Genomic DNA, 21,102 nt, shown 5'->3' on the forward strand with positions numbered 1-21,102 from the left:
TCCCGTTTAAGCGAAGTCGGCGGCGAAACCGTCGATGGCGGCTTTGATCTTCTCTTCCAACTCGCCTTTGACCTTGCGGTCGTTGTTGGTGATGTCCTTGAGAAGGTCGTCATGCTTGCTGCGCAGATGCGCCAGCAGGCCCGCTTCGAAACGGCCAACGTCCGAGATGTCCACCTTGTCGAGATAGCCGTGGGTACCGGCGTAGATCACGCAGACGATTTCGGAGTTGGTCAGCGGCGCGTACTGGGGCTGCTTCATCAGTTCGGTCAGACGCGCACCACGGTTCAGCAACTGCTGGGTCGCGGCGTCGAGGTCGGAGCCGAACTGGGCGAAGGCCGCCATTTCGCGGTACTGGGCCAGCGACAGTTTCACCGGACCAGCGACCGAAGACATCGCTTTGGTCTGGGCCGAGGAACCCACGCGGGAAACCGACAGACCGGTGTTCACGGCGGGGCGGATGCCCTGATAGAACAATTCGGTCTCAAGGAAGATCTGACCGTCGGTGATCGAGATCACGTTGGTCGGAATAAACGCGGATACGTCGCCACCCTGGGTCTCAATGATCGGCAGCGCGGTCAGAGAGCCGTTGCCAGCTTCATCACCCAGCTTCGCCGAACGCTCGAGCAGGCGGGAGTGGAGGTAGAAAACGTCGCCCGGGTAGGCTTCGCGGCCCGGCGGGCGGCGCAGCAGCAGGGACATCTGGCGGTAGGACACGGCCTGCTTGGAAAGGTCATCGTAGATGATCAGCGCGTGGCGGCCGTTGTCGCGGAAATGCTCGGCCATCGCGGTGGCGGCATAGGGCGCGAGGAACTGCATCGGCGCGGGCTCGGAAGCGGTCGCGGCCACGACGATGGAGTAGTCGATCGCGCCGGTCTCTTCGAGCTTTTTCACCAGCTGCGCCACGGTCGAGCGCTTCTGGCCGATCGCGACGTAGACGCAGTACATCTTCTTGCTCTCGTCGTCGCCAGCGGCTTCGTTGACCTGAGCTTGGTTCAGCATCGCGTCGAGCGCGACGGCGGTCTTGCCGGTCTGACGGTCGCCAATGATCAGCTCACGCTGGCCACGGCCGATCGGGATCATCGCGTCAACGGACTTGAGGCCAGTGGCCATTGGCTCGTGCACGGATTTACGCGGGATGATGCCCGGTGCCTTCACGTCGGCGATGCCGCGCTTGGTGGCGCCGATGGGGCCTTTGCCGTCGATGGGGTTGCCCAGACCGTCAACAACGCGGCCCAGCAGTTCGTCACCGATTGGCACGTCCACGATGGAGTTGGTGCGCTTGACGGTGTCGCCTTCGGTAATGTCGCGGTCGGAGCCGAAGATAACGACACCCACGTTGTCGGCTTCGAGGTTCAGGGCCATGCCCTGAATGCCGCCGGGGAATTCGACCATTTCACCGGCCTGAACGTTGTCCAGACCATAGACGCGGGCGATACCGTCACCGACGGAGAGAACGCGACCCACTTCGGCCACTTCGGTTTCCTGACCGAAATCCTTGATCTGGTCCTTCAGGATCGCAGAAATCTCTGCTGCTTGGATACCCATTTATCCGACCTCTTTCATTACATTCTGGAGGGAATTGAGCTTGGAGCGGATCGAGGTGTCGATCATCTTCGAGCCCACTTTGACGACAAGACCGCCGATGAGGCTTTCATCAACGGTCGCATGAAGTGATACTTTTTTGCCGGTGGAAGCGGTCAGCGATTTCGCCAGCTTGTCCGACTGTGTCTTCGTCAGTGCTTTGGCCGTGGTGACCTCGGCAGTGATTTCGCCTTTGGCTTCGGCAATGGTCTCGCGCAGCGCTTTGACCAGCGCGGGCAGCGCGAACAGGCGGCGCTTTTGCGCCATCAGTTGCAGCGTGTTCGCCATGGTCTTGGTCAGGCCCATCTTTTCGGCCAGCACCTTGATCGCCTGCTCCTGCTCTTCGCGGGTATAGAGCGGCGAAGTGGTCAGGCGGCGAAAATCGTCGCTGTCGTTCAATGCCGCTTCAAGCGCTGTAAGATCGCCCTCGATGGCATCGACCTGATTGGCCTCGCGGGCCAGATCGTACACGGCTGTCGCATAACGTTCCGCGATACCGGTGGAAATGGAAGCAGGTTCGGACACGTCCATCCTCTCGTTCAATAAGCGCCGGATATGCGAAGATGTCGCGTCACCAGCAGTTGGCGCGGCTTGAAGTTACCCAAGACGTCTAAATCAGGGGCGATGTAGCAGACAGGTTCACGCCCGGCAACACAGTATAGGCAGGTAATGTCGCGGCGTGCTGCAATATTGCAAGGGCTGCGGCCTATCGCGGCTCTTTGCCGCAGAAAAATGCCACCCCACTCACCGCTGGAGCAGGCCCACGAATCCAGCCCCCTCGCTTACTGCATGCGCTAAGTCTACAAGGCGCTGAGGCGTTTAGACCGGTTTGGCCTGCGGCTCTGCCATCCCCTCCAACACCCCGATGGCGCGCCTTGCGGTGCTGCGTTGCGGGCGGCCTCGCGGCGGGTAAACCAGTTTCGTGGCCTCCACCAAGATCGCGCCGCCGCCCATCATCGTCGGCATCTGACGTCCGATTTTTTCGAACAAAGGCGCCGATTTCATCCAGATTCGCTGTTGCGAAGGGAACTGATAAAGCGCGCCAAGGTGCCGTTCCGGCAGGAACTGATGCTTGCGCAACTGCGTCTCTAGCTGCCCCGGCGAATAGGGCCGCCCATAACCGAAAGGCGTGCGGTCGCGCCGCGCCCACATGCCCGCGCGGCTTGGCACGATGAACAGCGCCTTGCCCCCCGGCCCTAGCACACGCCAGCATTCGTCCAGCAGCTCGCTGGGCCGTTCGGAGGTTTCGAGCCCGTGCATGAGCACCAGTTTATCCACTGCCCCCGTCTCGACCGGCCAAAGCGTCTCTTCCGTCAGGACCGAGGTGTTAGGCATCCCCGCCGGCCAAGGCATCACCCCCTGCGGGCCGGGCATCAGGACCATCACCCGCCGCGCATCCGCCAGATAGGGGCGCAGCAGGGGCGCGGCAAAGCCAAAGCCGACGACGGTCTGGCCCTTCGCTTCGGGCCAAAGCTCCAACAACCGCCCGCGCAGGGATTTCTGCGCCGCACGTCCCAACGCGCTGCGATAATAGAAATTGCGCAGATCCTGTACATCAAGATGCATTGCAGCCCGCCTTGGTGAGTGTCACTCTTACCGGACCATAACAACACAGCGAGGTAAGACGCCATGGCCTTTGATCTGGTCACGATTCCCTGTCTGTCGGACAACTACGCCTTTCTGCTGCGTGACCATGACAGCGGCGCGGTGGCGCTGATCGACGTGCCCGAGGCCGCGCCGATCATGGCAGAGCTTGACCGCCGCGGCTGGACGCTGAGCCAAGTCTGGTTGACCCACCACCACCCCGACCACGTTCAAGGTCTGACCGAACTGCTCACCCGCTTCCCCGCCGAGGTGATCGGCGCCAAAGCCGATGCCCACCGCCTGCCCCCGCTCGACCGCGCGGTGGCCGAGGGTGACAGCATCAAGCTGGGCGCGCTTGCGGCCCAAGTGCTCGACGTATCTGGCCATACCGTGGGCCATATCGCCTTCCATGTGCCCCAAGCCAAGGCGGCCTTCACCGCAGACAGCCTCATGGCGCTTGGCTGCGGCCGCCTCTTTGAAGGCACGCCTGCGCAGATGTGGGAAAGCCTGCAAAAGCTGGCCGCCCTGCCCCGTGACACGACGATCTGCTCGGGCCACGAATATACCGCCGCCAACGCAAAATTCGCCCTGACCGTTGATCCGGACAATCCCGCCCTTATATCAAGGGCCAAAGACATCGACAGCGCTCGTGCCAAGGGGCAACCGACCGTCCCCTCGTCGCTTTCACTGGAACTAGAAACCAATCCCTTCCTGCGCCCCGGCGACCCGGCCATCCGCGCGACCTTGGGGATGCCAGACGCCACCGACACGGAAGTGTTCACCGAAATCCGCAGGCGAAAAGACCAGTTCTGAGCGCCTGCAATCATGGCTCAAAGTCCTCGCTCACGGCAAATGTGACCGATTCGGACCAGAATCTTCTTGAAGATGGGCGATGATCAACCAAACTCTAATACTATGAGGCCATGGTCGGACCGGGGCCTGAGACATCTCAGCACCTCACCGACCCCGATCGAAAAGGAGCACGCCCGTGCCTTCATTCTCGACTACACTTGAGCAGGCAATCCACGCGGCCCTCGCGCTGGCCAATGCCCGCCGCCACGAATTCGCAACGCTTGAACATCTGTTGCTGGCCTTGCTCGATGAACCCGATGCCGTGCAGGTCATGAAAGCCTGTTCCGTCGATGTCTCTGACCTGCGCGATACGCTGGTGGAATTCGTCGACGATGATCTCAGCAATCTGATCACCGACATCGACGGTTCCGAAGCGGTTCCAACTGCGGCTTTCCAGCGCGTAATCCAACGCGCCGCGATCCATGTGCAATCCTCGGGCCGGACCGAGGTAACGGGCGCCAACGTGCTGGTCGCCATCTTTGCCGAGCGTGAGAGCAACGCCGCCTATTTCCTGCAAGAGCAGGATATGACCCGCTATGACGCGGTGAACTTCATCGCCCATGGTGTCGCCAAAGACCCGGCCTATGGTGAATCCCGCCCCGTCACAGGCGCGCCCGAGACCGAGGAAGAGGCCCAAGGCGTCACCGATGGCGACAAGAAGGAATCCGCGCTGGCGAAATACTGCGTGGACCTCAACGCCAAATCCCGCGAGGGCGACATCGACCCGCTGATCGGCCGCGAGGGCGAGGTTGAGCGCTGCATTCAAGTGCTTTGCCGCCGCCGCAAGAACAACCCGCTGCTGGTGGGGGATCCGGGCGTGGGCAAGACCGCCATCGCCGAAGGACTGGCGCGCAAGATCGTTGCCGGTGAAACGCCTGAGGTGCTGGCCAATACCACGATCTACTCGCTCGACATGGGCGCGCTCTTGGCCGGCACCCGCTACCGCGGTGACTTCGAAGAGCGGCTCAAGGCCGTGGTGACCGAGCTTGAGGATCACAAGGACGCCGTGCTTTTCATTGACGAGATCCACACCGTGATCGGCGCCGGTGCCACTTCGGGCGGCGCGATGGACGCCTCCAACCTGCTGAAGCCCGCGCTTCAGGGCGGCAAGCTGCGCACCATGGGCTCCACCACATATAAGGAGTTCCGCCAACACTTCGAGAAGGACCGCGCGCTGAGCCGCCGGTTCCAGAAGATCGACGTGAGCGAGCCTTCGGTCGAAGACGCCACCAAGATCCTCAAGGGTCTCAAGCCCTATTTCGAGGAGCATCACAGCGTCAAATACACCTCCGACGCGATCAAGACCTCCGTCGAACTGGCGCATCGCTACATCAACGACCGCAAGCTGCCCGATAGCGCGATTGACGTGATCGACGAAGCCGGTGCCGCCCAGCACCTCGTCGCCGCCTCCAAGCGCCGCAAGACCATCGGCACGAAGGAGGTCGAAGCCGTGGTGGCCAAGATCGCCCGCATTCCGCCGAAGAACGTCTCCAAAGACGACGTGGTGGTGCTGAAGGATCTGGAAAGCTCGCTTAAACGGGTGGTCTTCGGTCAGGACGACGCCATCGTGGCGCTGTCTTCGGCGATCAAACTGTCCCGCGCAGGCCTGCGCGAGCCGGACAAGCCCATCGGCAATTACCTCTTCGCTGGTCCCACTGGCGTGGGTAAAACCGAGGTCGCCAAGCAATTGGCCGACACCCTTGGCGTGGAACTGCTGCGTTTCGACATGTCGGAGTATATGGAGAAACACGCGGTCAGCCGTCTGATCGGCGCCCCTCCGGGCTATGTCGGCTTTGACCAAGGCGGCATGCTCACCGATGGCGTGGACCAGCATCCGCATTGCGTGCTGCTGCTCGACGAGATGGAGAAGGCGCACCCTGACGTCTACAACATCCTGTTGCAGGTGATGGACCACGGCAAACTGACCGATCACAATGGCCGCACGGTGGATTTCCGCAATGTGGTGCTGATCATGACCTCCAACGCGGGTGCTTCCGAACAGGCCAAAGCGGCTGTGGGCTTTGGCCGCGACCGCCGCGAGGGCGAGGATACCGCCGCGATCGAGCGGACCTTCACGCCGGAGTTCCGCAACCGTCTGGACGCCGTGATCTCCTTCGCGCCGCTGCCGAAGTCGGTGATCCTGCGGGTGGTCGAGAAGTTCGTGCTGCAACTCGAAGCGCAGCTGATGGACCGCAACGTGACCATCGAACTGTCGAAGAAGGCCGCCGAATGGCTTGCCGACAAGGGCTACGACGACAAGATGGGCGCGCGTCCCCTGGGCCGTGTGATCCAAGAGCATATCAAGAAGCCGCTGGCCGAGGAGCTGCTCTTTGGCAAGCTGGCCAAGGGCGGCGTCGTCAAGGTCGGCGTCAAGGATGATGAGTTGACGCTCAAAGTCTTGGGCAGCGAAAGCAAGCGTCTTTCCGGTGATCGGCCCCCGCTGCTCACCGCGGAATGATCTCTCGGGCCGCACTGGCCCTGATCCTCTCCTCCGCCAGCCCTGCGCTGGCGGAGGATTTGCAATTGGCCTTCCCGCTGGATTGCACCCTTGGGCAGGACTGCCACATCCAACAATATATGGACCGCGATCCAAGCGGCGGCGCAGAGGACTACCGCTGTTCTGGCCTGACCTATGACGGCCACAAGGGCACGGATTTCGCCCTGCCCGACCGCGCGGCGATGGCCGCGGGCGTGACCGTGCGCGCCGCAGCGGCGGGGGTGGTCAAAGGGCTGCGAGACGGGATGCCAGATGGTGCGCCGCTCTCGGAGGTCCAAGGGCGCGAATGCGGCAATGGCGTGGTGATCGACCTCGGCCAGGGATGGGAGACGCAATACTGCCACCTGAAACACGGCTCGCTCCGCGTGCAGGAAGGGCAAGGGGTGGCAGTTGGCGACGCTCTCGGGCTCGTTGGCCAGTCTGGCAAAGCGGCCTTTCCGCATCTGCACCTGTCGCTGCGCCATCACGGCCAGCCCGTCGATCCATTCGCCCCCGAAGGCCATAGTTGTGACGTCGAACCGCGCAAAACCCTCTGGCAAGACACCCCGCCCTACCGCCCCGGCGGGCTGATTGCGCTTGGCTTTGCCGACCGCGTGCCCAGCTATGATGAGATCAAGGCGGGCGAAGCCAATCGCGACAGCCTGCCCAAAGAGGCGCCTGCCTTGGTTATCTACGGCTACAGCTATGGCACGCAAAAGGATGACGTGCTGCGCCTCGGCCTCGCGGGGCCAAAAGGCACGGTCATCGAGAGGGATGTGGTGATGGAGAAGCCGCAGGCGCAAGCCTTTCGCGCCATCGGCAAACGCGCGGCTTCTGCGCCATGGGCCGCCGGGCGCTATACGGGCAGGGTCACCCTGCTGCGCGAGGGCCGTGTGATCGACGAAAAGACCGGCGTTCTGACCCTGCGATAGGCCGGGGCTGCCCGACTACTTCTCGGTAAACTTCAGCTCGATCCGCCTGTTCTGCGCCCGCGCGGCTTCGGTATTGCCCTCGGCCACAGGCTGATACTGGCCAAAGCCATTGGCGGCCAAACGATCCGGCGCGATGCCAAGGAAATTGACCATATATTTGACCACCGACAACGCCCGCGCTTGGCTGAGTTCCCAGTTGTCCGCAAACTCTCCAAAGCCGGAAAGCGGTACATTGTCGGTATGACCATCGACGCGGATCACCCAATCGATCTCGGGCGGGATGTCATCCACAACGCTGCGCAGAATGCCCGCCACCTTGGCAATCTCACCCTGCCCGTCTTGGCTCAGCACCGCACTGCCCGGCGCGAAAAGCACCTCGGAGGAGAAGACAAAACGGTCGCCTTCGATCCGCACACCCTCCTGGTTGCCCAGCAGATCACGCAACCGCCCAAAGAATTCTGAGCGGTACTGGGCGAGGTTCTTGCTCTCTTCCTCAAGCCGCTTGCGCTCTGCCGCTTCCAACTCGGCGCGGCGGCGTTCCTCTGCCGCGACCCGCGCCAGCGCGGTGTTCAACTCGGAGCCAAGCGATTGCAGTTCCACCGATTTCGCCGCATCCCGCGCCACGGCGTCATCGAGCAGCGCCTGTAGGTTGCCCAGTTGCGCGCGCAGTTCCGCGACCTGTTGGTTCAGCAACTCGGTCTGCCGCTGCGCCGCGGCGCTCACGGCTTTCTCCTCGGCCAGCGTTTCTTCGGCCTGCGCCAAAAGGGCAGCGCGACGTTCCGCGGCAGTGGTCTTATCCTCGGCCAAAGTCTCCGCCGCGAGTTTTGCCGCCAGCGCCTGCGCCAAACGTTCGCGCAGATCCGACTGCGTGCCGCTCAGCGCTTCGCCCTCTTCCTCAAGGGATTGCACACGGGCCAGCGCCTCGGCCAGACGGGCATTCAAGGCCTGCTCAGTCGCCTCGGCCTGCGCCAACCGCGCGCGCAGGTCCTCTTCGGTGCCTTCCGCGGCTTCCAACTCTTCGGCCAGCGCGGCGCGTTCGGCCTCCAGCCCCGCGCCGCTCTCCTCCAGCCGCTCCATCCGCAGCAGCGCAGCGGCAAGCTCACTGTCGAGATCGCTGCGCGCCACGCGAGCGGCGGCCAAAAGGGTCAGCGTCTCTTCGGCCTTCTTGCGCTGCGCCTCAAGCGAAAGGGTCATGGCCGTCAATTCCGCATCCGCATCCTCCAGCCGGTCGCGCAGGGCCTGCGCCGCTGCGGCTTCGGCCAGACGGGCGGCTTCCTCGGCGCTGAGCGCCTCTTCGGCCTCCGCCACCTCGGCATTGAGGGCGGCGACTTCGGCCTCGGCTTCGGCGTTTTGCGCCCGCAGATCGGCCACCAGCGCATCCAGCGCCTCACGTTTCGCGGCGGCAAGCCGGGCCGTTTCCGCCTGCGCGTCGATCTCCTCCCGCGCGGTGCTGAGCGCGAGGTTCAGCGCCTCTTGCTCATCCAACAGCGCGGCTTCGCGGTCCTCCAAGTCACCGATGCGCGCCTGATCTTCGGCCTGCGACGCCAAGAGCGCGGCCACCCGCGCCTCAAAGCCGGTGATCTTGGCCTCCGCCGCCTGCAAAGCTGCCGCCTGCGCGTCGCGTTCAGAGGTCAGCCCGGCAATCACCGCCTCTTGTCGCGACACCTCATCTCGCGCGTCGTTCAGTGAGGCATTCAGCGCGCCAAGCCGCGCCTCCAACCGCGCGGTGGTGCGCTCTTCGACGCCAAGCGCTTGGGCAAGGGCCGCGACCTCTCCGGCCAGTTCGTTAAGCTCGCTTTCCTGCCCGCTGATCCGCTCTGTCAGGACGAACTGCACCACCATGAAGATGGTCAGCACAAACATCAGAACCAGCAAAAGCCCGGTCATCGCATCGACGAACCCCGGCCAGATGGAGCCCTGAAACCGTGCGCCTGTCCGCCGGGAAAGTGCCATTACTGGTCCCCGCCACCGGGGATATCGCTGGCCCGCAGGCGGCGGGCCTCAGGGGCGCGTTGCCCGGAAAGCGCCTTGGCCAGCAAAGAGATATCCTTGCGCAATTCGGCCATGGTTTCCTGCCGCCCGGCAGAAATCTCTTCCAAGATACGCAGCATCTGCACGTCGATGGAGCGCAAGCGCATCCGGCTTTCTGCGTCGATCCCTTCGCCCGCAACCTGACCTTCGAGCGTGGCGATCAATCGGTCTTGCCCATCGGCCACCCGCTCCAGCGCGCTGTTGGTGGTGGTGTCATGCTCCATCCGCGTGGTCATCCGGTCCACGGCATCAGCCAGCTTGCCCAACTTGTCGTCGACCATGGCGCGGCTGACGTCTGATTGGGTGAACATCTGCTGCATTTCGGCCATCTGTTCGACCATCTGGTCCATCACGCTGGCCATGATGTTCTGGTCGCTCACATCGTCGCCCGAGGTCAGCCCGACCCGCGTGATGGAACTCAGCCAATCTTCCAACTCTTGATAGAAGCGGTTCTGCCCGTGGCCTGCGAAAAGCTCCAACAGCCCCACCACGAGTGAGCCCGCAAGCCCCAGAAGCGAGGAGCCGAAGGCCACGCCCATGCCGCCCAGTTGCGCCTCTAGCCCGGTCATCAGACGGCCAAAGACATCGACGCCCGCCTCCCCCTCACCGGGGGCGAGGGAGCGGATCGTGTCGACCACTGCCGGAACGGTCGTGGCCAGCCCGTAGAAGGTCCCCAGAAGGCCGAGGAAAATCAACATGTTGACAATATAACGCGTGATCTCACGCACTTCGTCGATGCGCGAGGCGACGGAATCGAGGATCGACCGGGTGGAGGTCGTACTGACCTGCATCCGCGCGCCGCGCTGGCGCAGAAGCGACGCCAAGGGTGCCAGCAACTGCGGCGGTTTGGCATCGGGTTCGGCATTGCCAGCGGCGAAATCCTCGATCCAGCGGACCGAGCCGATAAGCTGCATCACCTGATAGAAACAGGCCAGCACACCGACGATGAAGACAAAGATGATGACCCCATTCAGCCATGGGTTCGCGGCAAAGATCGGCAGCACCCGGGGCAGCGCCAGAAAGACCCCGGCCCCCGTGAGGCCGAGCGCGATCAGCATCAGAGAAATCTGACGCACCGGTTGTGAAAACTGCGGTTTTGCCTTGCGGTCTGGCTGTGCCATGCGGCCTTTCCTGACCCTTTGTTCTGCTCTTGCCGGAGCTTACACTGAAACGGCAAAGAGTTGCCAAGTTTTTATGAGGTCAAAGCCTTCACCCGGTCATGCAACCACTCCAACGCGGGGTCATGCAAGCCCACTTCGGACAGATGCACGGCGGTATTGATCAAATACTCGGTATTGGGCCCGCGTCCGCCTACGGCGCGGGCAATGATCTGCGCTTGTTCTTCCAAGGGCAGGCCACCGCAATATTGATCATGCGCCGCGTCGATCACATAGGTCACCGCCTCCACGTCGCGGCCATCGGTCAGATGCACGGTGAGGTTTTTCTCGACATAGGCCGAAGAGATCAGCTCACGCTCGCGCAGGTACTCCAGCGTCTGCGCCTCATGCCCCGCAGCCACCCGCATCGCCATGCCTTCGCAGGCCGAGCGGACGGATTCGTCGAGCGCCAGCACCAGCCCCGGCTGTTCGACCGTGCCCCGGTGATGGATCGAGCGCATGCAGAACGATCGAGCATAGCCCGGCAGCGTGGCGATCACGCTTTCCGCTACCTCAAAACCGGGGTTCCACAAGAGGCTGCCATAGCCAAATACCCACATTGTCATCCTGCTGGTCCTTTCTGCTGGCCTTCGGTAAACCGCATCTGAAGCACGATTTGAAGGGCTATCGAAATGCGGAAATTGGTTTGGCTGCTGATTGTGCTCGCCGCACTTTGGGGCGCGTGGTGGGCTGCCGCCACGACACAGATGCAAAGCACCCTGACCCGCCTGCTCGACACCCGCCGCGCGGCGGGTTGGGAGGTGACGCTCAAAGAGATCGACAAAGCGGGCTTTCCCCTGTCCTTGCAAAACCGGCTGAGCGGGTTTGCCGTGGCAGACCCGGCCCGCGGTCTGGCATTCGAAGCCCCGCAGCTTGATCTCTCCGCCCCCGTCTGGTGGCCCGGAGATCTCTCCGCCCGCGCGCCCGTGGCGGCGGCCGACCTGCCCGCAGGCGCGCTGCCCCTGACGCTAAAGATGCGCGACTTGCGCGCCGATCTGGAACTGCATCCCGGCACCTCGCTTCAACTGGAGGCGATGGAGCTTCGCAGCACGCATCTTGAGGTCGACGGCCCCGACGGGCTGCTGCTGAAGGCGGAAGAGCCGCGGATGCGGATCGCGCAATCGGGCAGTGCAGCGCGGGACTATGACATCGCGCTGCTGCCCGGCGGCATCACCCCCGGCCCCTTGCTGCGCAAGGTCTTGGGCGATGGCGCGGGCCAGCCCGGCGGGCAGCCGATCCTCTCGGCGCGGATGGCCGTGACCTTTGCCCGCCCGCTGGACCGGCACAGCGCGATAGCAGGCAGCCTGCCGCAGATCGACGCGCTGACGGTTGAGAATGTGGATGCCGCTTGGGGCGAGGTGGCTTTGGGCGCCGAGGGGGCGCTCACCTTTGACGCCGCAGGCATTCCCGATGGGGTGCTGAGCCTGCGGGTCACTAATTGGACCAAACTGCTGGACGCGGGCGAACGCGCGGGCTTTCTGCCGCCGTCGATGCGCGGGCAGGTCGACACCATGCTGCGGCTGTTGGAAGCGCGGGGCGGCACGCCGGGCGGATTGGACCTCGACCTGATCTTTACGGACGGTCAGATGATGCTGGCAGGGATTCCGCTTGGCCCCGCGCCGCGGTTGGTTCAGCCCTAACGGCCGCTTAGCGGCAGTAGCTGCCACTGCGATAGCGCGCCGTGTCGAAGTGAAAGTGGTCTTGGTGAAAGCGGTCCGCCTCTGGCCCCAGCACCGTGCCAAACGGCCCGCAGGCGCCCCGGTGCATCCGTCGCAAAGCCGCGCTGCTGCGCCGCGCGCGCCAGCCCTTCAACAGGCTGATCGTGCTGCCGTCCGCCAGCTCAAACCCGGAAATGTCGATCGCGCGGCCCTTGCCATGTTCGGAAATCTTACCCCCCTTGCGGTTGTTCCGCGTCCGGCAGGCGTAATGCGCGGCGACCTTGAGCTCCTTCAGCCCGCCGCCCTGCCCCGCCAAGGCAGGCACCGCCGATTGGCGCACCCATGTGTTCAGCGCCTTGGCCGTGGTGCAATCCATCACCGCCGCGGTGCTAAGCCGGATGCCCGAGACCGAGCGTATCTTAACTGCATTCTCAAGCCCGCAACCGTTGATCCGGCCCGGAACCCGGCCCACCCGGCTGCCCTGTATCGCCAGATCGCCGCAGACTGCGCCCTTGGCCAACATCCGCTGCCGAGCACGGGCGGCCTGTTCGACCTTGGCGCTGCGCAGGGTGGGACGGAGGGATGCTTTCATCCCCTGCCCGCCCTCGACGGCGGCACGGGCGGCGGGGTCACGTTCGGGCGGGGCGATCGCGCCGCCGGGGGCGACGCTGACCGGCAAGCTATTCCCTTCGTTTCGCGCCACGGGCCGCTCAGAACTGTCCGGCCCCGCAGCCAAGGCGATTTGCCCCAGCATGATCAGCGGCAGGACAGCCCAGACCCTCATGACTTGGGCGCGCCCCGGCCAAAATCGGGCGCGTCGGTATCCTGCCCCGCCTCGATAATGCCGCGCCGGATCGCCCGGGTGCGGGTGAAATAGGCGTGCAGATGCTCGCCGTCGCCGGTGCGGATCGCGCGTTGCAGGGCGAAAAGCTCTTCGGTGAAACGGCCAAGGATTTCCAGCGTCGCGTCCTTGTTGGTCAGAAAGACATCGCGCCACATTGTCGGGTCACTTGCCGCGATCCGGGTGAAGTCGCGGAAACCGGCGGCGGAATACTTGATGACCTCGCTGTCGGTTACCCGGCGCAGATCGTCGGCCACGCCCACCATCGTATAGGCGATGAGGTGCGGCGCGTGGGAGGTGACGGCCAGCACCAGGTCGTGATGTTCGGCGTCCATCTCCTCCACATTGGCGCCCGCCCCTTCCCAGAGCGCGCGCAGCCGCGCGATGGCGCCCTTATCGGTGCCTTCCACCGGGACCAGCAGGCACCAGCGGTTGTCGAAGAGCTCGGCGAAGCCGCTGCGCGGGCCGGAATGCTCGGTCCCCGCCAGCGGGTGCGCGGGGATGAAATGCACACCTTCGGGCAGATGCGGCCCCACCTGCGCGATGACGTCGGCCTTGACCGAGCCTACGTCCGTCACCGTGGCACCGGGTGCGAGATGCGGCGCGATTTCTGCGGCCACGGTGCCCATGACACCCACCGGCACGCAGAGCACCACCAGATCGGCGCCCGCGACGGCCTCGGCGGCGCTGTCGCAGACCCGGTCGCAAAGCCCGATCTCGCGCGCCGTGGCGCGGGTCTCGTCACTGCGGGCATAGCCGGTGACTTCGCCCGCCAGACCGCCACGCTTCATCGCCCAGAACAGCGAAGACGCAATCAGCCCGAGCCCGATCAGGGCGACCCTGTCATAGACCTGCGCCATCAGTTGCCCCCCTTGAACTGCCGCACCGCATGGACGACGCGGCGGCAGGCGCTCTCATCGCCCACGGTGATGCGCAGGCAGTTGGGCAGGTTGTAGCCCGCCACCCGGCGCACGATCAGCCCTTGGGTCTTGAGGTAGTCGTCACAAGCCTCGGCCTCGGCCTGGTTGGCGAAACGAGCCAGCACGAAATTGGCGAGCGAGACGTCTGAGGGCACGCCGATCTCGGCCAGCGCATCGGCGAGCCAGGTGCGCCAGCGGGCGTTCTCGGCGCGGCAATGGTCGGTATAGGCGCGGTCACGCATCGCCGCCTCGGCGGCGTTGAGCGCGGCCTGCGACAGGTTGAACGGCCCGCGCACCCGGTTCAGCACGTCGATCACATGGCCTGGCCCATAGCCCCAGCCGATGCGCAGCCCGCCCAGCCCATAGAGCTTGGAGAAGGTGCGCGTCATCACCACATTGTCGCGCCGGTCCACCAATGCGGCACCGCCGTCGTAGCCCTCGACATATTCGGCATAGGCCCCGTCGAGCACCAGAAGCGCCTGCGGCGGCAGCGCCTCGGCCAGCCGTTCAAGCTCGGCCAGACCGATCATCGTGCCGGTGGGGTTGTTGGGGTTGGCGATGAACACCAGCCGCGTCGCCTCGGTGCAGGCGGCGAGGATGGCATCGACATCGGTCACCCGCTCACGCTCGGGCACCTCGACGGGCGTCGCACCTGCGGCCAGCGCCGAGATGCGGTACATGGCAAAGCCGTGCTCGGTATGCACGACCTCGGTCCCCGGGCCGGCATAGGCTTGGCAAAGGAAAGCGATGATCTCGTCCGAACCGGCGCCGCAGATGATCCGCTCGGCATCGAGCTCCAGAACCTCGGCAATGGCGGCGCGCAGGGCGCTATGGTCGGAGGATGGGTAGCGATGCAGGTCATAGGCCGCGCGGCGATAGGCTTCGACGGCGGCGGGGCTGGGCCCCAGCGGGTTCTCATTCGAGCTGAGCTTGACCACATTCTCAAGGCCCGCGACATGCGCCGCACCCCCTTGATAAAGGTCGATCTCCATAATGCCCGGTTGCGGTGCGATCTGTGTCATCTCGCTCTCATCCTCACGCTACTGCCGCCCTTCTATCGGGGGTGTCGCGGTGATGCCAGAATCATTCTGCATCCGCGACGCCAGCGGACAGGCTGTTGCCCTGCTGCCCGCCGCCCTGCGCAAAAAGAAAAGGCCGCGCGGTTCGCACCACGCGGCCTTTGGTATTCGACAGGCGAAGAAGCTTAGTTCTTCGCGTAGAATTCCACGACGAGGTTCGGCTCCATCACAACCGGGTACGGCACGTCGCCGAGGCTCGGTGTGCGCACGAAAGTCGCGGTCATTTTGGAGTGGTCACACTCGAGGTAATCCGGCACGTCACGCTCGGGCAGTTGCACGGCTTCCAGAACCGAAGTCAGCTGCTTGGAACGGTCACGCACTTCGATGACGTCACCCTCTTTCACGCGGTAGGATGGGATGTTGACCTTGCGGCCGTTCACTTTGACGTGGCCGTGGTTCACGAACTGGCGTGCGGCGAAAACGGTCGGAACGAATTTGGCGCGGTACACGACGGCGTCCAGACGGCGCTCCAGCAGGCCGATCAGGTTTTCACCGGTGTCGCCTTTGACACGCTCGGCTTCGCCGTAGATGCGACGGAACTGCTTTTCGGTCAGGTCGCCATAGTAGCCCTTGAGCTTCTGCTTGGCGCGCAGCTGGATGCCGAAGTCCGACATTTTGCCCTTGCGGCGCTGGCCGTGCTGGCCGGGGCCGTATTCACGACGGTTCACCGGGGACTTCGGACGACCCCAGATGTTTTCGCCCATACGGCGGTCTAGCTTGTGCTTGGCAGCTGCGCGTTTTGTCACGGCTGATCTCCTTTATAAGGCCCCGAGGGGCGGTAAAGGGCGTTGTCCTTTGGCCGAAGCCCGACAGGCTTCCCCTTGCGGGGTCCACCAACACCAATGAAGGAGCGCTTATACGGCGCCATGGCAGGGAGTCAACGGGGGACTTTCAGCAAATTTGATACGTCCCGCCGCTACCGCGCCATGGCGGCGCAGGGTGCGTGGCGGTGGCAGGTCAGGATATGATCGTTGACCAACCCGCAGGCCTCCATCCAGGCATAGGTGATCGTCGGCCCGCAGAACTTGAAACCGGCTTTCTTCAAGTCTTTGCTCACCTGCTCGGACAAGGCGGTCTTCGGCGGCACCTCGGCCTGTGTGGCAAAGCGGTTTTGCAGCGGTTTGCCATCGACATAGCGCCACATGAAGGCGTCGAACCCCTCGCGCGCCTCCACCTCCTGCCATGCGCGCGCGTTGGTGATGGCGGCCTCGATCTTGCCCCTGTGGCGGATGATGCCCGGATCACCCAGCAGGCGCAGCACATCCGCCTCGCCCCACTCAGCAATCTGATGCGGGTCGAACCCGGCAAAGGCCGCACGGAAATTATCGCGCTTTTTAAGGATCGTGATCCAGCTTAGCCCCGCCTGAAACCCGTCAAGGATCAGCTTCTCCCAAAGCGCGCGGCTGTCGTATTCAGGCACGCCCCATTCGGTGTCATGGTAGGCTTGGTAAATCGGGTCATCCCCGGCCCAGTCACAGCGCTGCATCTTCGGCTCTCCTTCGCGCGATCCACCGCGGAAATCGCCGCCGATTAAGACCGTATTATCACCTTTGCGCCCATACCAATCGCAGGACAGCAAGAGAGTACCGCCGTGCCCCGTCGATTCCAACGCCCTTTCGCCGACGTTCCCCCCGGTGGGGACAGCCCGCTGAACCATGCGGTGATGCAGCGCGATGCCGCGACGCTTGAAATGGTGCGCGAGGCCGTGGCCCATCGCCAAACGCTGCTGGCGTTTCAACCTGTCATGCTGGCCAGCGATCCAGCGAATGTCGCCTTTCACGAGGGGCTGATCCGCCTGCTTGATCCCACGGGTCGCGTGATTCCGGCCAAGGATTTCATGCCCGCGATCGAGGACACGGATACCGGGCGGCAGGTGGATGTTCTGGCCCTGCGTCTTGGGCTGAACGCGCTGCACCACCATCCCGGGCTTCGACTGTCGATCAATATGTCCGCCCGCTCCATCGGGTATCAGGAATGGACCCGCGTCTTGCGCCACTGGCTGGCCCGCGATGCCACCTTGGGCGAGCGGCTGATCCTTGAGATCACGGAAAGCTCGGCCATGATGGTGCCGGAACTTGTGACGAGCTTCATGAACCAGTTGCAGCCCCACGGCATCTGCTTTGCCATGGATGATTTCGGGGCGGGGCAAACGGCGATCCGCTATTTCAAGGATTTCTACTTTGATGTCCTGAAGCTTGACGGGCAGTTCATTCGGGGCATCGCCACCAACCCCGACAACCGCGCCCTGACCGCCGCGCTGATGTCCATCGCCACGCATTTCGACATGCTGACCGTGGCCGAATGCGTGGAGAACGCCGCCGATGCGGCGGTGCTGACCGAGATGGGCGTCGACTGCCTGCAAGGCTACCACTTCGCCGCGCCAACCACCCGGCCCCCATGGCTGAATTTCGACCGGGTGCGGGCCACCGGCTAGGCCCGCGCGGGCAGGCCGCCGGGGCTGCGGCGGCGGGCTGCCTGCTCAGTTGCCGCATTGCAGCGCATCCGCTATCACTACCTCAGAGGGACGGGAGCGCCCACGCCCGACGATGGCGCGTGTCGGTGTGCCCCCGCCCAACAAGGTAGAGGAAAGTCACATCATGACCAATGTCGTCATCGCATCCGCCGCCCGGACCGCCGTGGGCAGTTTCGGCGGAGCGTTCGCCAATACGCCCGCCCATGACCTTGGTGCCGCCGTTCTGAAAGAACTGGTGGCCCGCGCCGGGGTGGACCCGTCCGAAGTCTCCGAGACCATTCTGGGGCAGGTGCTGACCGCCGCCCAAGGTCAGAACCCGGCGCGTCAGGCGCATATCAACGCAGGGCTGCCGAAAGAGAGCGCGGCTTGGGGCATCAACCAGGTCTGCGGCTCGGGCCTGCGCGCCGTGGCGTTAGCGGCCCAGCACATCCAGCTTGGTGACGCGAATATCGTGGCCGCTGGCGGGCAAGAGAACATGACCCTCAGCCCCCATGCGCAGAACCTCCGCGCGGGCCAGAAAATGGGCGATTTGCAGTTCATCGATACGATGATCCGCGACGGTCTCTGGGATGCCTTTAACGGCTACCACATGGGCCAAACCGCCGAGAACGTGGCCGAGAAATGGCAGATCTCCCGCGACCAGCAGGATGAATTCGCCGTCGCCTCGCAAAACAAGGCCGAAGCCGCGCAGAAGGCTGGCAAGTTCGCCGATGAGATCGTTCCCTTCACCATCAAGACCCGCAAGGGCGAGACGGTCGTCGATCAGGACGAATACATCCGCCACGGCGCCAATATCGAAGCGATGCAGAAGCTGCGCCCGGCCTTCACCAAAGACGGCTCCGTCACCGCGGCCAATGCCTCGGGCATCAACGACGGTGCGGCGGGTGCGCTGCTGATGAGCGCGGATGAGGCCGAAAAGCGCGGCATTCAGCCGCTGGCGCGGATCGCCTCCTATGCCACTGCCGGTCTCGACCCGTCGATCATGGGCGTCGGCCCCGTCTATGCATCGCGCAAGGCGCTGGAGAAAGCCGGTTGGTCGCCCGAAGACCTCGATTTGGTGGAAGCCAACGAAGCTTTCGCCGCACAGGCCTGCGCCGTGAACAAGGAGATGGGCTGGGATCCGGAAATCGTGAACGTCAACGGCGGTGCCATCGCCATTGGCCACCCAATTGGCGCCTCGGGCGCGCGGGTGCTCAACACTCTTCTGTTCGAAATGCAGCGCCGTGACGCCAAGAAAGGTTTGGCGACGCTGTGTATCGGCGGCGGTATGGGTGTTGCCATGTGCCTAGAGCGCCCCTAAGACTAAATCGGCGCGCAACTTTCTTGCGCGCCGAAACATGCATTTGCAAGAACATTACCTTGAGGGAGGGATTACATGTCACGCATCGCTTTGGTCACCGGGGGAAGTCGCGGGATTGGCGCCGCCATTTCGACCACGCTGAAAGACAAAGGCTATACCGTCGCCGCCACCTATGCCGGCAATGACGAAGCCGCCGCGAAATTCACCGAAGAGACCGGCATCAAGACCTATAAATGGAACGTGGCAGATTACGACGCCTCCAAAGCGGGGATCGAACAGGTCGAAGCCGAGCTTGGCCCCATCGAGGTGGTGGTCGCCAATGCGGGCATCACCCGCGACGCGCCCTTTCACAAGATGACCCCCGATCAGTGGAATGAAGTCATCGCCACCAATCTGACCGGCGTCTTCAACACGATCCACCCGGTCTGGCCCGGCATGCGCGAACGCAAGTTCGGCCGCGTTGTCGTGATCTCTTCGATCAACGGGCAAAAGGGGCAATTCGCGCAGGTGAACTATGCCGCGACCAAGGCGGGTGATCTGGGCATCGTGAAGTCATTGGCCCAAGAAGGCGCGCGCGCGGGCATCACCGCTAATGCCATCTGCCCCGGCTATATCGCGACCGATATGGTCATGGCGGTGCCCGAAAAAGTCCGTGAAAGCATCATCGCGCAGATCCCCGCCGGGCGATTGGGAGAGCCAGAAGAAATCGCCCGCGCGGTGGCCTTCCTCGTTTCCGACGATGCGGGTTTCATCAATGGCTCGACCATCTCGGCCAATGGGGCGCAATTCGTCGTCTGACGGGCCGATGTTCTGGAAATTTAATGGGCCAGTCTTTTCCAAAGACTGGCCTTTTTAATGGGAAAACAGAACCCGACTGCGTCCTTTACTAGCCATCCAGCCTGCCGCCCCGCCAAAGCGGAACGACAGCGATCAAAACGCCGCATTGCGCGGCGAGGGTCAGCTCGACAGGCGGCTAATCTCCTCTTTCAAACGCAGTTTTTCCTTTTTCATGGAAGCCACTTTCAAATCGTCCATACCGGGGGCGCGTTGCGCGGTTTCCACCGCCTCACTCATCGCCTGATGCTTGCGCTTCAGGGTGTCCAGATGTGCGTTCAAAGCCATACAATCCTCCATGATTGGTGTGTAGAATTTCAGTGGACCACAGCGCGACCCACAAGTCACGCGGCACCGCAGCATAGGGGTGAAGTTGGTAAAGAAACGCTTAAGAAGTAGGATAGACCAGCGGCGCCCCCCGGCGCAGGACCGCTTCGATTTCCGGCACATAGCTATCGCCGTCCCCCTCATGCCGCGCGCCACGGTGCATGACAAAGCTGTGATAAAGCCGAAAAGCGCCGCGTCCGTTCTTGCGCGCACGCAAGAGAATCAACTCCGGCATCCGCCCCGCGCGCGAGGCGAGCGGCAGCACTTCGACCGATCCCATCTCATGCGGCAGCGCCGCCAGAATCTCGGGCAGCCGTTCCGCGCGATGGATAAAATGCGCCTGCCCCTTGGGCTTTAGCCGCCGCGCGGCGGTGCGGACCCATTGTCGCAGGGGCGTCGCCTCACCCAAGGCCGTCTCGCGCCCGGGATCGCGGGACTGGACCGAGGCGGCCCGGTCGAAATAGGGCGGATTGGCAAGAACGTGGTCAAATTGTCGCTGGCGCAGATGCAGGGGCATCTCGGTCAGATCGGCCTCCACCACCTCCAGCGCCGCGCCCCCATTGCGCCGCGCCAGTTCGGCATAGGCGGGTTGCAGCTCACAGCCCGTCAGCGTCAGCCCCGGTACCCGCGCCCCCAGACAAAGCACCGCCGCACCGGCTCCGCAGCCAAGCTCCAGCACGCTCTGCCCTGCCTTGGCTTCAATGCTCGCGGCCAGCAAAACCGGGTCCACCCCGGCGCGATAGCCCCGCCCCCGGCGCGGCTGCCAGAGGTGCAGCTTGCCGCCGAGAAAAGCGTCGCAGGTCAGGTCGTCTTCGGTGAAACGGGTCACAGCCCCAGCGGAATCTCATTGTCGCGCATCACCCGCAGGGCGGCGTCATGGTCATCAGGATGCACCATCAGGCGGCGCGGGAAAATCCCGATGCCCCCTTCGAGCACGCTCATGTTTACGTCCATTTCAAAGCAGTCTATATCCTCCCCCCTGAGAAGGGCGGTGGCAAAGGCGATGATGGTCATGTCGGTGCTGCGCAAAAGTTCCTTCATATCAAAGATGTAGAGC

The 21,102-nt window shown here is 63.7% G+C and carries 21 protein-coding genes; 7 read left to right on the forward strand and 14 right to left on the reverse strand.

All coding sequences use genetic code 11. The annotated features are described in order from the left end of the window. Positions 1 to 6: 6 nt before the first annotated feature. From atpA to ACGYLI_RS02840, 3 genes are all read right to left on the reverse strand, one after another. Positions 7 to 1,545 (reverse strand): F0F1 ATP synthase subunit alpha, encoded by a 1,539-nt coding sequence (gene atpA / locus ACGYLI_RS02830; protein ID WP_209218275.1) that lies wholly within the window; start codon positions 1,543 to 1,545, stop codon positions 7 to 9. Further along, entirely contained in the window at positions 1,546 to 2,106 is a 561-nt protein-coding gene (locus ACGYLI_RS02835; protein WP_067262214.1) for a F0F1 ATP synthase subunit delta, read from the reverse strand. Positions 2,107 to 2,400: 294 nt separating this feature from the next. Then, complete coding sequence (locus ACGYLI_RS02840) at positions 2,401 to 3,147, reverse strand: class I SAM-dependent methyltransferase (RefSeq protein WP_067262215.1); 747 nt, start codon at positions 3,145 to 3,147, stop codon at positions 2,401 to 2,403. A gap of 63 nt (positions 3,148 to 3,210) precedes the next feature. On the opposite strand from ACGYLI_RS02840, the gene gloB reads away from it, so the two are divergent. The 3 genes from gloB to ACGYLI_RS02855 all read left to right on the forward strand — a co-directional run bounded on the left by gloB (position 3,211) and on the right by ACGYLI_RS02855 (position 7,425). Further along, entirely contained in the window at positions 3,211 to 3,978 is a 768-nt protein-coding gene (gene gloB, locus ACGYLI_RS02845) for a hydroxyacylglutathione hydrolase (RefSeq protein ID WP_394416914.1), read from the forward strand. A gap of 175 nt (positions 3,979 to 4,153) precedes the next feature. Then, entirely contained in the window at positions 4,154 to 6,475 is a 2,322-nt protein-coding gene (gene clpA / locus ACGYLI_RS02850) for an ATP-dependent Clp protease ATP-binding subunit ClpA (RefSeq protein ID WP_067262217.1), read from the forward strand. Then, positions 6,472 to 7,425, forward strand: a complete 954-nt coding sequence (locus tag ACGYLI_RS02855; RefSeq protein ID WP_394416916.1) for a M23 family metallopeptidase — start codon at positions 6,472 to 6,474, stop codon at positions 7,423 to 7,425. The genes clpA and ACGYLI_RS02855 overlap by 4 nt, the downstream gene beginning before the upstream one ends. Positions 7,426 to 7,440: 15 nt before the next feature. On the opposite strand, the gene ACGYLI_RS02860 is transcribed toward ACGYLI_RS02855, so the two are convergent. The 3 genes from ACGYLI_RS02860 to ACGYLI_RS02870 form a co-directional block, all read right to left on the reverse strand. Next, positions 7,441 to 9,378 carry a peptidoglycan -binding protein gene (locus ACGYLI_RS02860; RefSeq protein WP_394416918.1) on the reverse strand — a complete coding sequence of 646 codons (1,938 nt, stop codon included), beginning with the start codon at positions 9,376 to 9,378 and terminating at the stop codon, positions 7,441 to 7,443. Next, positions 9,378 to 10,577, reverse strand: coding sequence for a biopolymer transporter ExbB (locus tag ACGYLI_RS02865; RefSeq protein WP_394410482.1), 1,200 nt, complete (start codon positions 10,575 to 10,577; stop codon positions 9,378 to 9,380). The genes ACGYLI_RS02860 and ACGYLI_RS02865 overlap by 1 nt, the downstream gene beginning before the upstream one ends. A 71-nt stretch (positions 10,578 to 10,648) precedes the next feature. Continuing rightward, complete coding sequence (locus ACGYLI_RS02870; protein ID WP_271693054.1) at positions 10,649 to 11,179, reverse strand: gamma-glutamylcyclotransferase; 531 nt, start codon at positions 11,177 to 11,179, stop codon at positions 10,649 to 10,651. A gap of 66 nt (positions 11,180 to 11,245) precedes the next feature. Between ACGYLI_RS02870 and ACGYLI_RS02875 the strand changes: the two genes are divergently transcribed. Next, positions 11,246 to 12,253, forward strand: coding sequence for a DUF2125 domain-containing protein (locus ACGYLI_RS02875; RefSeq protein ID WP_394416920.1), 1,008 nt, complete (start codon positions 11,246 to 11,248; stop codon positions 12,251 to 12,253). A 7-nt stretch (positions 12,254 to 12,260) separates the two neighbouring features. Here the strand turns inward: ACGYLI_RS02875 and ACGYLI_RS02880 are convergent, their stop codons facing one another. The 5 genes from ACGYLI_RS02880 to ACGYLI_RS02900 form a co-directional block, all read right to left on the reverse strand. Next, positions 12,261 to 13,055, reverse strand: coding sequence for an extensin family protein (locus tag ACGYLI_RS02880; protein ID WP_394416922.1), 795 nt, complete (start codon positions 13,053 to 13,055; stop codon positions 12,261 to 12,263). After that, positions 13,052 to 13,972, reverse strand: a complete 921-nt coding sequence (locus tag ACGYLI_RS02885; protein WP_394416924.1) for a prephenate/arogenate dehydrogenase family protein — start codon at positions 13,970 to 13,972, stop codon at positions 13,052 to 13,054. The genes ACGYLI_RS02880 and ACGYLI_RS02885 overlap by 4 nt, the downstream gene beginning before the upstream one ends. Next, complete coding sequence (gene hisC / locus ACGYLI_RS02890) at positions 13,972 to 15,054, reverse strand: histidinol-phosphate transaminase (RefSeq protein ID WP_394416926.1); 1,083 nt, start codon at positions 15,052 to 15,054, stop codon at positions 13,972 to 13,974. Before hisC ends, ACGYLI_RS02885 begins: the two co-directional genes overlap by 1 nt. Before the next feature lie 182 nt (positions 15,055 to 15,236). Then, positions 15,237 to 15,857, reverse strand: a complete 621-nt coding sequence (gene rpsD / locus ACGYLI_RS02895) for a 30S ribosomal protein S4 (RefSeq protein WP_394416928.1) — start codon at positions 15,855 to 15,857, stop codon at positions 15,237 to 15,239. Between the two features lie 170 nt (positions 15,858 to 16,027). Next, positions 16,028 to 16,597, reverse strand: a complete 570-nt coding sequence (locus tag ACGYLI_RS02900; protein WP_394410497.1) for a DNA-3-methyladenine glycosylase I — start codon at positions 16,595 to 16,597, stop codon at positions 16,028 to 16,030. A 105-nt stretch (positions 16,598 to 16,702) separates the two neighbouring features. Here ACGYLI_RS02900 and ACGYLI_RS02905 point away from each other — a divergent pair, with 105 nt between their 5' ends. From ACGYLI_RS02905 to phbB, 3 genes are all read left to right on the forward strand, one after another. Then, positions 16,703 to 17,545 (forward strand): EAL domain-containing protein, encoded by an 843-nt coding sequence (locus ACGYLI_RS02905; RefSeq protein ID WP_394410500.1) that lies wholly within the window; start codon positions 16,703 to 16,705, stop codon positions 17,543 to 17,545. 163 nt (positions 17,546 to 17,708) lie between these two features. Continuing rightward, entirely contained in the window at positions 17,709 to 18,884 is a 1,176-nt protein-coding gene (locus ACGYLI_RS02910) for an acetyl-CoA C-acetyltransferase (protein ID WP_209218288.1), read from the forward strand. A 75-nt stretch (positions 18,885 to 18,959) separates the two neighbouring features. Beyond that, on the forward strand, positions 18,960 to 19,682 hold the full coding sequence (phbB, locus tag ACGYLI_RS02915) for an acetoacetyl-CoA reductase (protein ID WP_209218289.1): 723 nt from the start codon (positions 18,960 to 18,962) through the stop codon (positions 19,680 to 19,682). A gap of 159 nt (positions 19,683 to 19,841) precedes the next feature. Here the strand turns inward: phbB and ACGYLI_RS02920 are convergent, their stop codons facing one another. From ACGYLI_RS02920 to ACGYLI_RS02930, 3 genes are all read right to left on the reverse strand, one after another. Next, positions 19,842 to 20,006, reverse strand: a complete 165-nt coding sequence (locus tag ACGYLI_RS02920) for a YdcH family protein (RefSeq protein WP_082852182.1) — start codon at positions 20,004 to 20,006, stop codon at positions 19,842 to 19,844. 100 nt (positions 20,007 to 20,106) lie between these two features. Beyond that, positions 20,107 to 20,874: a tRNA1(Val) (adenine(37)-N6)-methyltransferase gene (locus ACGYLI_RS02925; RefSeq protein ID WP_271693046.1), complete on the reverse strand. Its 768-nt coding sequence runs from the start codon at positions 20,872 to 20,874 to the stop codon at positions 20,107 to 20,109. After that, a complete protein-coding gene (locus ACGYLI_RS02930; RefSeq protein WP_040700850.1) occupies positions 20,871 to 21,086 on the reverse strand; it encodes a DUF2007 domain-containing protein in 216 nt (71 codons plus the stop codon). Before ACGYLI_RS02930 ends, ACGYLI_RS02925 begins: the two co-directional genes overlap by 4 nt. Positions 21,087 to 21,102: the final 16 nt, after the last annotated feature.

This window comes from Sulfitobacter sp. 1A13421 (assembly GCF_043557285.1).
Lineage (GTDB): Bacteria > Pseudomonadota > Alphaproteobacteria > Rhodobacterales > Rhodobacteraceae > Sulfitobacter > Sulfitobacter faviae.